The sequence below is a fragment of the Halomonas sp. TD01 genome, from assembly GCF_923868895.1.
Lineage (GTDB): Bacteria > Pseudomonadota > Gammaproteobacteria > Pseudomonadales > Halomonadaceae > Vreelandella.
Window position 1 is genome coordinate 2,759,415 of the sequence record NZ_OV350343.1, and the last position, 13,454, is coordinate 2,772,868.

Annotated in this window: 13 protein-coding genes; 7 read left to right on the plus strand and 6 right to left on the minus strand. The window is 54.6% G+C overall.

Annotated features, from left to right (window positions below; all coding sequences use genetic code 11):
* The first annotated feature begins 116 nt into the window (after positions 1-116).
* Positions 117-1,088 (plus strand): GlxA family transcriptional regulator, encoded by a 972-nt coding sequence (locus L1X57_RS12300; RefSeq protein WP_009721883.1) that lies wholly within the window; start codon positions 117-119, stop codon positions 1,086-1,088.
* 111 nt (positions 1,089-1,199) lie between these two features.
* Positions 1,200-2,147 (plus strand): ABC transporter substrate-binding protein, encoded by a 948-nt coding sequence (locus L1X57_RS12305; protein WP_009721884.1) that lies wholly within the window; start codon positions 1,200-1,202, stop codon positions 2,145-2,147.
* On the opposite strand, the gene L1X57_RS12310 is transcribed toward L1X57_RS12305, so the two are convergent.
* The 5 genes from L1X57_RS12310 to L1X57_RS12330 all read right to left on the minus strand — a co-directional run bounded on the left by L1X57_RS12310 (position 2,138) and on the right by L1X57_RS12330 (position 7,166).
* Positions 2,138-2,971 carry an alpha/beta hydrolase gene (locus L1X57_RS12310; protein WP_009721885.1) on the minus strand — a complete coding sequence of 278 codons (834 nt, stop codon included), beginning with the start codon at positions 2,969-2,971 and terminating at the stop codon, positions 2,138-2,140. The two genes, L1X57_RS12305 and L1X57_RS12310, sit on opposite strands and share 10 nt — an antisense overlap.
* Before the next feature lie 104 nt (positions 2,972-3,075).
* Positions 3,076-4,677 carry a BCCT family transporter gene (locus tag L1X57_RS12315; protein ID WP_234667748.1) on the minus strand — a complete coding sequence of 534 codons (1,602 nt, stop codon included), beginning with the start codon at positions 4,675-4,677 and terminating at the stop codon, positions 3,076-3,078.
* 169 nt (positions 4,678-4,846) lie between these two features.
* Positions 4,847-5,302 (minus strand): thioesterase family protein, encoded by a 456-nt coding sequence (locus tag L1X57_RS12320; protein WP_009721888.1) that lies wholly within the window; start codon positions 5,300-5,302, stop codon positions 4,847-4,849.
* A complete protein-coding gene (locus tag L1X57_RS12325) occupies positions 5,302-6,258 on the minus strand; it encodes an L-carnitine dehydrogenase (protein WP_009721889.1) in 957 nt (318 codons plus the stop codon). Before L1X57_RS12325 ends, L1X57_RS12320 begins: the two co-directional genes overlap by 1 nt.
* A complete protein-coding gene (locus L1X57_RS12330; protein ID WP_009721890.1) occupies positions 6,255-7,166 on the minus strand; it encodes a 3-keto-5-aminohexanoate cleavage protein in 912 nt (303 codons plus the stop codon). Before L1X57_RS12330 ends, L1X57_RS12325 begins: the two co-directional genes overlap by 4 nt.
* A 126-nt stretch (positions 7,167-7,292) precedes the next feature.
* Here L1X57_RS12330 and L1X57_RS12335 point away from each other — a divergent pair, with 126 nt between their 5' ends.
* From L1X57_RS12335 to L1X57_RS12355, 5 genes are all read left to right on the plus strand, one after another.
* On the plus strand, positions 7,293-8,789 hold the full coding sequence (locus L1X57_RS12335) for an amidase (protein WP_009721891.1): 1,497 nt from the start codon (positions 7,293-7,295) through the stop codon (positions 8,787-8,789).
* A 104-nt stretch (positions 8,790-8,893) separates the two neighbouring features.
* Complete coding sequence (locus L1X57_RS12340; RefSeq protein WP_009721892.1) at positions 8,894-10,102, plus strand: amino acid deaminase; 1,209 nt, start codon at positions 8,894-8,896, stop codon at positions 10,100-10,102.
* Positions 10,103-10,191: 89 nt separating this feature from the next.
* The gene (locus L1X57_RS12345) at positions 10,192-11,055 is read left to right on the plus strand and encodes a methyltransferase domain-containing protein (RefSeq protein ID WP_009721893.1); all 864 of its coding nucleotides are present in this window, start codon (positions 10,192-10,194) and stop codon (positions 11,053-11,055) included.
* Positions 11,052-12,041, plus strand: coding sequence for a methyltransferase (locus tag L1X57_RS12350; protein WP_009721894.1), 990 nt, complete (start codon positions 11,052-11,054; stop codon positions 12,039-12,041). The genes L1X57_RS12345 and L1X57_RS12350 overlap by 4 nt, the downstream gene beginning before the upstream one ends.
* 114 nt (positions 12,042-12,155) lie before the next feature.
* Positions 12,156-12,884 carry an SIMPL domain-containing protein gene (locus L1X57_RS12355; RefSeq protein ID WP_009721895.1) on the plus strand — a complete coding sequence of 243 codons (729 nt, stop codon included), beginning with the start codon at positions 12,156-12,158 and terminating at the stop codon, positions 12,882-12,884.
* A gap of 25 nt (positions 12,885-12,909) precedes the next feature.
* On the opposite strand, the gene greB is transcribed toward L1X57_RS12355, so the two are convergent.
* On the minus strand, positions 12,910-13,443 hold the full coding sequence (gene greB / locus L1X57_RS12360) for a transcription elongation factor GreB (protein WP_009721896.1): 534 nt from the start codon (positions 13,441-13,443) through the stop codon (positions 12,910-12,912).
* Positions 13,444-13,454: the final 11 nt, after the last annotated feature.

The following is a 13,454-nucleotide window of genomic DNA, read 5'->3' on the forward strand; positions in this document are numbered from 1 at the left end:
GTGCCAAGATGTGTGATGCTCTGAATAACGGTTCGTTATTATTGTTAATATGCTGTCTCTTATTCACTAGTAATCGTGAGCGATATCAGAACAAACCGCTGAGCTGAGGAGTTTTTTTGCGCCTGAACTATTCTGGTCCACTGCCTGAGCGCGTTGGTTTTTTATTGCTACCGCGCTTTTCAATGATGGCGTTTTTTTCTGCGGTGGAGCCGCTACGCATTGCCAATCGTATTAGTGGCCAAACGTTGTTTGAGTGGACGCTATTTAGTCGTGATGGTGAGCCTGTCACCGCAAGCAATGGTATGACGCTATTAGTCGATCAGCCGATGGGCGAGGGTCTCGACCTACCATCGTTGGCGGTGTGTAGCGGCTTTGAGCCTGAAGATCATTTAAGCCGAGCGCTCATTTCATGGCTGCATCGGCTTGATCAAGCGGGATGTGCCCTGGGTGGGTTGGACACCGGAGGCTTTATATTAGCAGCCGCCCAATTGCTGAAGGGTGAGCGGGTCACCTTGCACTGGGAAAGCTTGCCGGTATTCCGTGAGCGTTTTCCAACGATTGAAACAACCGATGAGTTGTTTGAGATCGGGGAGCGGCGTTTTTCCTGTGCGGGTGGTGCCGCTGCCATGGACATGGCCTTAGCTGTGATCGCCAGGCGTCACGGAACCAAGCTGGCGGTTGATGTTTCCGAGCAGCTTATTCACGAGCGTTTACGTAGCCGTAGCGATCAGCAGCGAATGTCGCTAGCTCAGCGTTTAGGCACCCACAATCGGCGTTTGGTCGAGGCCGTTGCACTGATGGAGAGGCATCTAGAAGAGCCTCTTCCATTGGCTGATATTGCCCACCGGAGTGGGGTGTCATCTCGCCAGTTACAGCGGCTTTTTGAACAGCACTTGAATGTATCTCCTCGCCAGTGGTATCAGCAACTTCGTTTACGCCGTGCCCAGCGGTTGTTGACGGAGACCGATATGAGCGTACTTGCCATAGGTGTGGCCTGTGGCTTTACTTCTAGTTCGAGCTTTGCCCGTGCGTTCCGTGCACACTTTGGCCGCTCACCGATTGAAGCGCGCCAACAAGCAGATAGTTGAGTGTTCTCGAAGCGAATGTCGCTTTGTGCGTAAGTAATGTCGCTTAGTGTCGTTTCTGCTGCGGCTTAGCAGGCAAACTGATGTCGTATATTGATAAAAGAGGACATTACAATGAAGAACGCGCACGGTGGTTTAAAGAGTATTTACACGCTTGGCGCCGCAGGACTGGCAGCGCTTACGATTGCTGGTCCTGCCGCCGCTGAACTTGACGAAGTAAGTTTGGGCGTTCCCCCTTGGCCAGGTGTCACCGTGAAATCTGAAGTGGCAGCGCAACTCATGGAAGCCATGGGCTATCAAACACGCCAACGTGGTTTGGCCGTGAGCGTGATTCTTGAAGGGCTAGCGCGTAACGATGTGGATGTTTATCTAGGAGGCTGGTATCCGGTGCAAACCGATATGGTTGAGCCACTGGTTGCTGATAATAAAATTGAAAAGCTGGTCTCCAATATCCAGGGGGCGAACTCTGGCCTGGTTGTCCCTCAGTACGTTTATGATGCCGGTGTGACATCGGTGGCCGACCTGGACGCCTACCGTGACCGTTTCGACGGTGATATTCAGGGCATCGAGGCGGGCACCGGGATTAACACGGCCATTCTGGCGGCTATTGATAATGACATTGCAGGCTTAGGAGACTGGCGTCTGCGTGAAAGTTCCACCGCCGCTATGTTGGCGCAGGCAGAGCAAAAAATGGCGAATGAAGAGTGGGTGACCTTTGTTGGTTGGGAGCCCCACTGGATGAACGTCAGTTTCGACATAGCTTATCTGGATGACGCCGATGAGGCGGGCATTGCTCAAATTGAGAGCACTGTTTGGACCATCGTTCCGGCCAATATGGCCGAAGATGATCCCCAACTGCATCGTTTTCTTTCACAGTATGTAGTGGATATTGAGGATCAAAACGCGTGGGTGCATGACTACAGCTATGAGGATCGTCCCGCCGACGAGGTAGCGTCTGAGTGGATTAGTGCTAATTTAGACACGGTAGAGACATGGCTGGATGGCGTGACGAGCAAAGATGGGCAGCCAGCGATACAGGCGGTACGTTCGACTTACCAGTAACCAATATTTCGTGTTAACCGTTTGTTAAGCGCTTGGCAAAAATCTTGCCAAGCGCTTTGCATTTCAGGCAGGTTCGCGTGGGCATGTAATGCCGCATGAACCATGTTTTTTGCACAGCGATAGCCTACCGGCATACCGTTGTTCCTCCAGGCCGCAATGGCTTTTTCGAGCGGTGCGGTCAAAGGGTCGTGCTCAACTGAAAGAACCTCAATCTGCGTTTCCGGTGGAAGTGTATCGACATGGTTCCCAATCCACGGGCAGTAGGGAATGAGTGACAGGACATCGTGTCGGCTAAGTAACGGCGCATCGGCCCCCAGCGTCTGCTGGTTTAGTTTGCCGACCGGCGGATAGATGAGTCCTAGGGGCACGGGACGGTGCAGTAAGGGCGCTAAATCTATGGCTATGCGACCGCCAGCGCTGTCACCTACCACTGCGATGGGCTTTATAACCTCAGCGACCTTGAGGCAGTCTTCTAGCATGTTGTGGTAGCCCGCCTCCGGCGCTAAGCGATAGCTGACACTGATAACGTGGCGCTTTAGCTGCTCTGCAAGGCTTGCTGCAACGCCATGATGGCTGTCAATAGACCCCAGGGTAAATCCTCCCCCGTGAATGTATAGCACTTGGCCAGACTGAGCGGATGCAGGGATAAAGTGTCGGAGGGCTAAGCTTTTCCAGGTTTCGTCAGTGATTGTCATGCCTGACGGATTAGGCGGCGCAAACGTTTGGCATAATTGATCGTAACGTTGGCGTGCCACTGCAGGAGAGCCATTTTCGATATCTTTTAAGCCCGCATCGAAGCGGGTTATAAAAGCGTTAATGCCCATTAGTGGCTCCACCAGTAAGTCGTTGCTGCGTTGGTTTGATGCTGTCTCTCACTGACAATCAGGCGCTGCCGTTAAGCACGCCTGATGTCATCGGGATGGTTAGATCAGCGTCTTTTGCGTCGTGCATCGAGCGTCTCGCGGAATAGCGAAAGTAGTACACCTGCGGTCATCACGAGCACAACAACACTTAGCGGTAAGGCAGCAGCAATAAGCGCTGTTTGCAGTGCGTTCAGGCCTCCGGCAACCAACAACACTGCCGCCACTAAACCAATGACCACGCCCCAGAAAATGCGGAAGCGCTTGGGTGGCTCACTGTCGCCTAGTGACAAAATGGTGGTTAGTACCAAGGTGCCGGAGTCTGAAGAGGTGACAAACCAGCTCATCAGCAGGAAGACCATCATGGCGGAGAGTATCCAGCCAAACGTGCCGCTTCCGACAATGCCATCAGCCGTGGCAAACAGTGCTGAGGGCAGGTTCCAGGCGTTAACAAGCTCGATAATACCGGCGCTGCCAGGGCCACCCGTTGCATAAAGCTCCTGATGCATGGCGTTGCCGCCGAAAATGATTAGCCAAATGAAGATGATCAGGGTAGGGACTAACAGGACGCCAAGCACAAACTCACGCAAAGTGCGGCCCTTGGAAATGCGGGCGATGAACAGCCCGACAAAGGGAGCCCAGGCCAGCCACCAGCCCCAATAGAAGATTGTCCAGCCCTGTTGCCAAGTGGTTGTTCCTGTCTCATCTGCGTACCAAAGTCCCATGGGAATGACGTTGATAGCGTAGTCTAGCAAGGTCTCGCCAAACGCCATGATTAGCCACAGCGTGGGTCCGCCAATGAGAAAAATCCCCACCACGACCAATGACACCCAAATGTTCATTTCAGAAATAAGTCGAATACCGCCGCGCACGCCAGTCACTGCGGAAAGTATTGAGATAACTGAAATGCCGGCGATGAGCATCAGCTGAGTATTTAGCCCAGGATCGATACCCACAAGTCGCTCTAAACCGACGGCCATCTGGCTGACCCCAAGCCCCAGCGACGTAGCTACACCAAAGACGCAGCCCAGCACACCGAGGATATCGAAGAGGTGGCCGATAGGGCCAAAGATACGTTCACCTATAAAGGGGTAAAGCGCTGAGCGCAGTGCGAGAGGCAATCCTTTGCGATAAGCGAAATAAGCCAGCGACATACCGACGATCACATAAATAGCCCAACCGTGAAGCCCCCAGTGAAAAACGGTAACGCGTAATGCATCAATAGCGCGTTCGTAGCCAATGGAAGTGGCTCCCGCCATGTCTGCATGGGGGTTGTTGGGGTAGCCAAACGCGCCGGTATCGTCAAGATAAAAGATTGGCTCAGCGACGCCAAAAAACAGGATGCCAATGCCGATACCCGCAGAGAAGAGCATTGCAAACCACGCAAAGTTGCTGAACTCGGGGCGGCTGTCGTCGGGGCCGAGCCGTATGCTGCCATAGCGGCTGAAGACAATAAAAGCACATACCACTAGTAGTAGCATGACGGTAACTAGGTAGTAGCCGCTGAAAGTGCTTTCAATCCAGGTGCGTGTTGCACCAAATACACTGCTGGCTATATCTGAGCCAAGCCCAGTAAAAAGTACGAAGAGCAGCACTAGGCCGCTAGCAGTAAGTGTCATGCCTTTGTGCATGCCTTGGAAGAAACCGCCTTGTGCCAGCTCAGTCACCATGTAGTCAGTGCTGAGCTCGACCTTAGGTGAGCTGTTGTGCGAAGGCGGATTGGGACGATGGGGGGGAGTTGGCGTAGCGATATTCTTATCCTCATGGGCCGGGCGTCGGGCCGGCAGTCCCGATCAGCCGTCCGGGTTAGCGGACGGTTCTTGTTTTTTCACTGAGGCTTCAACGACGTATAGCGATAGTGCGGCTCGCCAACTCCGGCCAGGCCGAAGGGGCGGCTTGAGGCAGAGCCGCAACAGTTTCCTCAATGGGGGCCGGGAACGGCGCGGGGCGACCGGTGTTGCTGTCAATGCCCATCAGCATCTGCTCGCTGGTGGCTAGCAGGTTGCCTGCTTCATCATTCAGCTTGAAAAAGACATGCAGGCGCTTGTTATCGCGATCCAACAGGGTCAGTTCTACGCTTAGTGGCTGCCCTTCGTGGGCCTCGCGGCGATAACAGAGGTGCGTCTCAAGGGTGTAAATCGTGTAGCCGTGGCGTGCCCGGCCTGCGGTATCTAAGCCGATATGTTCCATCAAAGCTTCTACTGCCAGCGAGAATACACGGGCATACTCGGCATCGTTCATATGGCCGTTGTAATCGACCCATCCCGAATTGACGCGGCTTTCTAAAATCACCATCAGATACGTCCTTCCAAGCCTTCGGCTTCAGGCCAATATTTTTGTACTAGGCCGAGTAGCTCCACCAGAAAGTCATCACGGCGGCTGTCAAGCTCGGCCACCGAGCGTCCTGCGGCCTGGTGTTCACAGCCTGCCACCACACGATCAATAAGTTCGTTGGTAAGCTCAGGAGCTTCAAGCTTTGTCCACGGTAGTTTTAGCGCCGGACCGAATTGCTCCAACATATGGCGCATGCCCGGCTCGCCGCCAGCCAAATGGAAGGTGAGGAAAGTGCCCATCAGTGACCAGCGAAGGCCACAGCCATAGACCACCGCCGCGTCTATCTCTTCGGTAGTGGCGACGCCGTCGTTGACTAGGTGCAGCGCCTCGCGCCAAAGCGCTTCCATCAGGCGGTCTGCAATATGCCCCTCAATTTCCCGGCGCACCACCAGTGGTCGCATGGCAAGTGCTTGATAGTGATCGTGGGCGCGTGCTAACTCGTCAGGCGCGGTCGCTTCACCGCCAACGAGCTCCACTAGCGGTAGCAGATAGACCGGATTAAAGGGATGAGCCACGATAACTCGCCCAGGAGCATTGTGGCAGTCTTGCTGCAAGTCGCTGGGTTTATAGCCGGATGTGGAAGAGCCGATAATGACGTGCTTTTCCGCAGCTGAATCCAGCGCCGCAAGCATTTCGCGCTTAAGCTCAAGTCGCTCAGGTACGTTTTCCTGAATTAAGTCAGCGCCAATAACCGCCTCTTCTACGCTATCGACGAACCGTAAGCGTTTTGGGTTAGCGCCTTCTGCCAAGCCAAGACGTTGTAAAGAGGGCCAGGCATTGTCAATAAAGGCACGCGTGCGTTCGGGTGCATTGGGGTCTGGGTCAAAGGCCACGACATCCCAGCCTTGTGCCAAGGCGCGAGCAATCCAGCCATTGCCAATGACGCCGGTTCCTATCACGCTAAGTTGGCGGCTCATACGTCACCTCCCGTGCTGATATTCCCGGTGTGTGGATCGCGTAGGGACAGGTGAGCGCGTGTCTCTGCAGGTGTCATTATTCGGGCGCCAAGGTTCGCAATCAGAGTGGCGGCATGTTCTACCAGTTGGCCGTTAGTGGCCAGGATGCCTTTTTTCAGAAAGAGATTATCTTCAAGGCCAACGCGCGCATGGCCGCCTAGTAGTACCGCTTGAGCTGCCATGGGCATCTGGTGGCGTCCAATACCGAAGGCTGCCCACTGAGCGTTTTCCGGCAGCTTATTGCGCATGGTTAGCATGGTTTCGGTGTCGGCTTCAGCCCCCCAGGGAATGCCCAGGCAGAGCTGGTAAAGAGGGGTGCCCTCAATTAGCCCTTCTTGCTGTAACTGGCGGGCGAACCTCACGTGACCTAAGTCAAAACACTCTAGCTCCGGTTTGACGCCAGCAGCTTGTACCAAGCGGGCGTGTTCGCGTAGCCAGTTGGCGGGGTTTACGTAGACCATATCGCCAAAGTTGAGGCTGCCGCAATCTAGGGTGCAGAGCTCAGGCAAGAGTTCGCCTATCGGCTCGTGGCGCTGGGCGGGCGTTTGAATGTCCGTGCCGGGGCCACCGCGGGTGGGATCCTGAGCGTCAGGAATCCAATCGCCGCCTCCACCGGCGGTAATGTTCATGACGATATCCACCTCGGCCTCGCGCACACGCTGCATCACCTCACGAAAATGCTCGAGAGAGTGGCTGATGCCGCCGGTTTTAGGGTCACGTACATGGATATGTGCCACGCTGGCACCGGCTTTTGCGGCGTCAATACAGTCGTTCGCGATCTGTTCGGGCGTGATAGGAACATTGGGGTTCTTGCTTGTGGTGTCACCTGCGCCGGTGACAGCACAGGTCAAAATAACGTTGCGGTTCATTGGCCGCTCCTTGACAGTAGCGATGGAAAACGTACTTAAGTATGGCGAGATAGCGAGATAGCGATTGTCATTAAGCGACGCTAGATGCGCATAAAGCGTCGTTTTTAATTAAACGGAGTTAATGCGATGCAACTTGAGGACTACCAGAAGTACGACGCCACCGGTCTTGCTGAACTCATTCGCCGCCGAGACGTCAGCCAGACTGAGGTATTCGACGCGGCGGTGACTGCGATTGAAACGCTTAACCCATCTCTTCATGCGGTGGTTAGAACGCGCTTCGACAAAGCGAAACACGAGCGTGACCAAGTGTCGGGAAGCTCGATATTTGCTGGTGTCCCAACGTTAAGTAAAGATCTATTGATGGCATTAGCGGGTGAGCCGCTGGCATTCGGAAGTTCATCATTATCAGCGTGGTGCCCCAAAGAAGACTCGCTGCTTATCCGTCGTGTGCGGGAGGCAGGGCTAGTGCTGGTTGGACAAACGGCCACGCCGGAATTAGGGCTGATGGGGATTACGGAACCCAAGGCATTTCCCCATCCGCAAAACCCATGCCGAAAGGGCTATTCCCCCGGCGGATCAAGCGGTGGTGCCGCAGCGGCGGTCGCTAGCGGGATGGTGCCTATTGCGCTGGCAGGCGATGGCGGTGGTTCTATCCGCATTCCCGCCAGTTATTGTGGTTTGTTCGGTTTTAAACCTTCCCGCGGGCGGGTGCCGCTTGCGCCTGCCCATGGCGAAGTGTGGCAGGGCGCGGTGGTCGAGCACGCCATCACCCGTAGCGTGCGCGATAGTGCAGCGTTGCTAGAACAGATTAACGGCATGGCGCCTTCTGGGCCTTACCCCGTACCGCGGGAAACGGGCTATGTGGATGCCTTATCAGCCTCCTCTAAGCCACTACGCATCGCCGTGTCGCTGGGTAATTTTTTAAGTTACGGACTGGATACCCAATTAAGTGCAGAGGTGAAAATAGCGGTTGAGAAGGCCGCAAAGGCACTGGCCGACATGGGGCACGAGGTGGAGTGGTGTGACCCACCGGTTGATGGAGAAGCCTTGGCCGATAGTTATCTGACGCTCTACCTTGGCCATTTAGCCGCTGACCTTCAGTGGGTAAGCCAGCAAACCGGTGTGCCGGTGCATCGGTTAGCCATTGAGCCGTCTACCCGCGCCGTTGGTAGGCTGGGCGCTAAGCTTTCGGCGAGGGATTACGAGCTAGCCAAGCGCTATTGGCATACGGCCGCTGAGCAGATGAGCCAGTTTCACCAGCGCTATGATGCCTTGGTGTTACCTGTTGCGGCAGATACTGCCCCAGCGATAGGGGAACTTTACCCCTCTGCGTCTCGCGAGCGATTAATGTCGTTGTTAGCCATTCCAGGTCTGCCATCACTGGCGCTAAAGGCAGGGATGCTGAAACACTTGGCAGTGGATGCGCTTAGCCGTACCCCGTTTACGCAACTGGCGAACCTTACCGGCCAGCCTGCTATGTCAGTGCCGTTCCATGTGGCGGCTAATGGGTTGCCCGTTGGCGTGCAAGTGGTGGGGCGTCTTGGTGAGGATAAGCAACTGCTACAGCTGGCGGCTGCGATGGAACAGCATGATGATTGGCAGTGTCGTGTATCCACAGCCTAGGCGGGCTGCGTGGTGTAGAGCTTGCGGTGCGGCAGTCAAAGAGAGGAAAATCAGCGGCATGATAGCGTAAAAAGCAGATTGTTTTTCCAAAGGATAATAGGCAAATGCAAACAACGACGTTAGCGATGGATAAAGGCGGTGTGGAGTTAGGATCAAACCTTCTATCAGGCGTCAGCTTGCCCGCCGCAGTGGTGCATGAAGGCCCACTGACGCATAACGTCGCGTGGATGCAGCGATTCGCTGACGCTCATGGTGCTTACTTGGCACCCCATGGCAAAACGACCATGGCACCTGCGCTTTTTCAGCGTCAGCTGCAGGCGGGGGCATGGGGCATCACTTTGGCGACCGCGCCCCAGTGTCGTGCTGCCTACGCTAACGGTGTGACCCGATTGATAATGGCGAATCAGTTGGTCGGCCAAGCTAATATGGCCATCATCGCTAGCCTGCTTGAGCAGGGTGCGACGTTTTACTGTGTAGTCGATAGCCAAGAGAACGTAAGCCAGTTGGGACGCTTTTTTGCCGAGAGAGGATTGACGCTAGCAGTGCTAATTGAGGTGGGTGTGCCCGGAGGACGTTGTGGCTGTCGCAGCAAGCAGCAGATTCTATCACTCGCGGAAGCCATTGCTAATGAGCCCGCGCTCTCACTGGCGGGGCTAGAAGGCTATGAAGGTGTGGTGCACGGCGATAACCCGGAGACCTGTGTTCGTGCTTATGCCAAGCAGTTAGTGGAAGTGGCAGTGGAACTTGAGGCCGCTGGACGTTTTTCGGAGGCGAATCCTATGGTCACTGCATCAGGTTCCGCCTGGTATGACGTGATTGCAGAAGCCTTTGACGGCGCACCGCTACAGGGGCGATTTACCCCAGTGCTACGCCCTGGTTGCTACGTCGTCCACGATCATGGCCTTTATCGTGAAGCGCAATCTGCAGTACTAAAACGTCGGCCGGATCTGCAGCAGGGGCTTGAGCCAGCCTTGGAAGTCTTTGCTCAAGTGCAGTCGCTGCCGGAACCTGAGCTTGCTATTGTGGCGCTCGGTAAGCGCGATATCGGCCACGACCAGTTCCCCATTGCTTTACAGCGTTTCCGGGAGGGAAGTGAGCTCTCGCATCCATTGTCGGTCGCTGGCTGGGAAGTGACGAAGCTGATGGATCAGCACACGTTTGTGCGCCTTCCTGAAGCGGCTCAGGATGTTGAGGTTGGTGATATCGTCGCGTTTGGCGCCTCCCATCCCTGTTTGACCTTTGATAAGTGGCGCCAGCTACTGCTAGTAGATGACAAGTTAAACGTGAAAGAGCATTTGGCCACTTACTTTTAAATGTGGCTCGAACAGTAGGCGACTAGGCAAGCCTTCTACTCTTAGGCAGGTTAAACTACGCGGCTTTGAATCAACGCTTGGCGCCATGCATGCATCCAATTAATACATCAACAAGCCATATTTCAAAAAGTTGTACTTCAAAAAGCTATGAGTTAACTCAAGCAGGAGATCGCTATTTCGACGGTCTGGTCGATAAGTTCTCCCGTTCGCTTTATCAAGCGCCCCGTGGCGAGCTGCGCCTGGCGATGCTGGATTATTTGTTGCCGCAAATGCTGCGCCTCACAGAGCAGCCTGTGCTTGATGTGGGTGGTGGTTTAGGACAACTTTCAGGGTGGTTTGCTGAGCGTGGACACGCGGTGACCATGGCAGAGCCTTCCCAGGATATGTTGGCCCATGCCAGCGCGTGGCATGCCGAGCGACGTGCCGCAGGTGCCTGGCTGCCAGAACAGCTTCGCTATCTTGCCGCGCCACTTCAGTTGTTGCCGCAGCAAGCCCCTGGGCCTTGGTCGCTGATTACTTGCCATGCCGTATTGGAGTGGGTGGGTGAGCCTGAGCAGGCTGTGCAAACGCTAGCGAGTCTTCTCGCCCCTGGTGGGCAGTTAAGTTTGATGGTGTTTAACCGCGATGCGTTGCGTTTCTCCAACGTCATCAAAGGCAACTTAAAAAAAGCGCTTAGCGACCAGCTTGAGGGCAAAGGTAAGCGACAGCGGTTAACGCCTATCTCACCGGTTACCCACGACGAAGTGTGCCAGTGGGGGGCGGATAACGGCCTGATCATGGAGGCCGTTGCCGGGATACGAATTTTTCAGGATTATTTACGCCATCCTTCTGCAGAGGAGAGTGATCAGGCAACGCTGCTGGCGCTCGAAAAGCAGTATTGTCGCCAAGACCCTCACTGGCGGCTAGGCCGCTATTTACTTTATACTTTTACCAAACCCGAGGCTGATGTATGAGCGCTCAACTGCCCGCTTGCCAACTTCTTGAACGTTTCTATGGCCAATCGGCTAATTTATGGCCTGTTGCGCCGCCTGCAGATGCGTGGTTGCAAGCGCATTCCACGGCGATGATAAGTGATCATGTGGCGCTGCGTGAGCAGTGGGTGGCCGGTGGTAAAGCAGCCGCCAGCCCGTTTGATGCTCCGTTTGTCGAGCAGGCTGGGCAGGTAGTGCTGTTCTGGCCGAAAGCCCATCAACTGGGGATTTGGTGGCTAACATGGCTATGCCACGTGCTGCCTGAAAACACCCCAGTCGACGTTGTAGGCGAGCACCAGGGCGGCATTAAGCGTGTGCCAAAAATACTCAGCGAGTTGGGCATGCGCTGCGATAAGCTCGATAACGCGCGGCGTTGCTCACTGTTTGCCACTCGCACGATAGCGATGGAGCAGCCGGACAATGCGTGGCAAACCTTTGAAGCGCTAGATTTAAAACTGGTGAGTCATCCTGGCGTCTTTGGGCACGGCAAGGTCGATGAAGGCACGCGTTTAATGCTGGAAAGCATTGAGGCTAGCTTGCCCAAAAAGCCCCTCAACGTGCTGGATGTGGGCTGCGGCGACGGCATTATCAGTGCTTGGCTTGCCGAGCGAGGCCATCAGGTCACCGCCGTGGATGTCAGTGCGTTTGCAGCGGAAGCGTGTCGCCGAACGCTAGCAGCCAATCAACTGAGTGGTCAGGTGCTTGAGAGCGACGTTTATTCAGCGCTTGAAGGTGAGCAGTTTGATCTGATCATTAGCAATCCGCCGTTTCATCAGGAGCGAGAGATTACCTATGGCCCGAGTCAGCGCTTGATCAGCGAGGCCCCTGCGCATTTACGTGCGGGGGGGCGTCTGGTGATCGTTGCGAACGGCTTTTTGCCTTATCCCGATCACTTGCAGCGGGTGTTTCAAGACTTTGAAACACTGGCAGATAATCGGCGCTTTAAAGTATATCTGGCCGGTAAATAGCAGCGCATTTATCTTTCTTTGCATTTCCCTTATTGATCACCGCTTATGCTGCTATTTGCGTCTATGATGCCAATAGTGAGCCGCGCTTCGGCTTCACGTGTGAAGGGGATGGAAATGACAGGAAACGTTCGTACGACGGCCATTATAGGCAGTGCGTTGATCTTGGGCGGTTTGCTGGCGCTGGGTTTAGTGTGGGGAGGCAGTTACTTCAAAGGGGCTGCTGAGGTTTGGCAGCAATCTTCACGCAGCGTCACTGTACGTGGCTTGGCCGAGCGCGAAGTGGCGGCGGATATGGTGCTATGGCCACTTAATTATACTGTTAATGCCAATTCGCTTTCTGACTTAGAGCAGCAACTTTCCAGCAATGAGCAGTTGATTCGCCAATTTCTGGATGCCCGTGGTTTCGATATGGGCAACGTAAGCGTAACGCCACCACGTATCACTGATCAATTCAGCAATATGTATGGTGGCGAGCGCCCAGATGAGCGTTATCGTGCTGAGGCCACGTTGCTGCTGCGTACTGATGATGTCAGTGGTGTGATAGATGCAGTGCCCCAAGCCACTGCCTTGGTACGTCAAGGCGTGCTGCTATCGCCTAGCTACGAATACCGGACCGAGTTTTTGTTTACGGGTCTAGACGCGATCAAGCCTGAAATGATTGCTGAAGCGACTGCTGATGCGCGCAATGCAGCTCAGCAGTTTGCCGAAGATTCCGGTAGCGGTGTAGGGGGAATACGCCAAGCGACCCAGGGCTACTTTTCTATTGAGGATCTTGATAGCTATACACCCCACATCAAACGAATCAGAGTCGTCACCACGGTAGATTACTCGTTAGAAGAGTAGACCTATCGCCTTAAGTAGACGGTGATCACATGCCCGGATATCGAATTGTCGTGATGGTGTAGAACGTTTCGCCATTGGGCGTGAGCACCGTAATGTCATCGTCTACTTCTTTCCCCAGCAGTGCTTTGGCCATGGGGGCATCGATACTGATCCAGCGTTTTTTTGTATCGATTTCGTCGTGGCCAACAATTCTGAGATGAACTTGCTCGCCGTTTTCATCTTCCAGACTCACATACGCGCCAAAAAAAACCTTACTGGTGTCAGCGGGCAGACGGTCAACAATTTGCAGTTCGTCTAAACGTTTCGTTAGGTAGCCAATACGAGCAATAACGCGATTTAACTCTTTTTTGTTATAGGTGTAATCGGCATTTTCACTGCGGTCACCCTGGGCGGCGGCTTCACCGACTTTGGCCGAAATGGCAGGGCGTTTAACCCGCGCTAGGTGATCCAAGACAGCGCGCAGACGAGCCGCACCCTCTGCAGTGATCAGGTTGCTCTTAGGTTCTTGGCGCGGGTCTTTCGCTGGGTCGCGCCAGCGCGTCATATTTCGGCCTTTCATTGCGTTTTTCA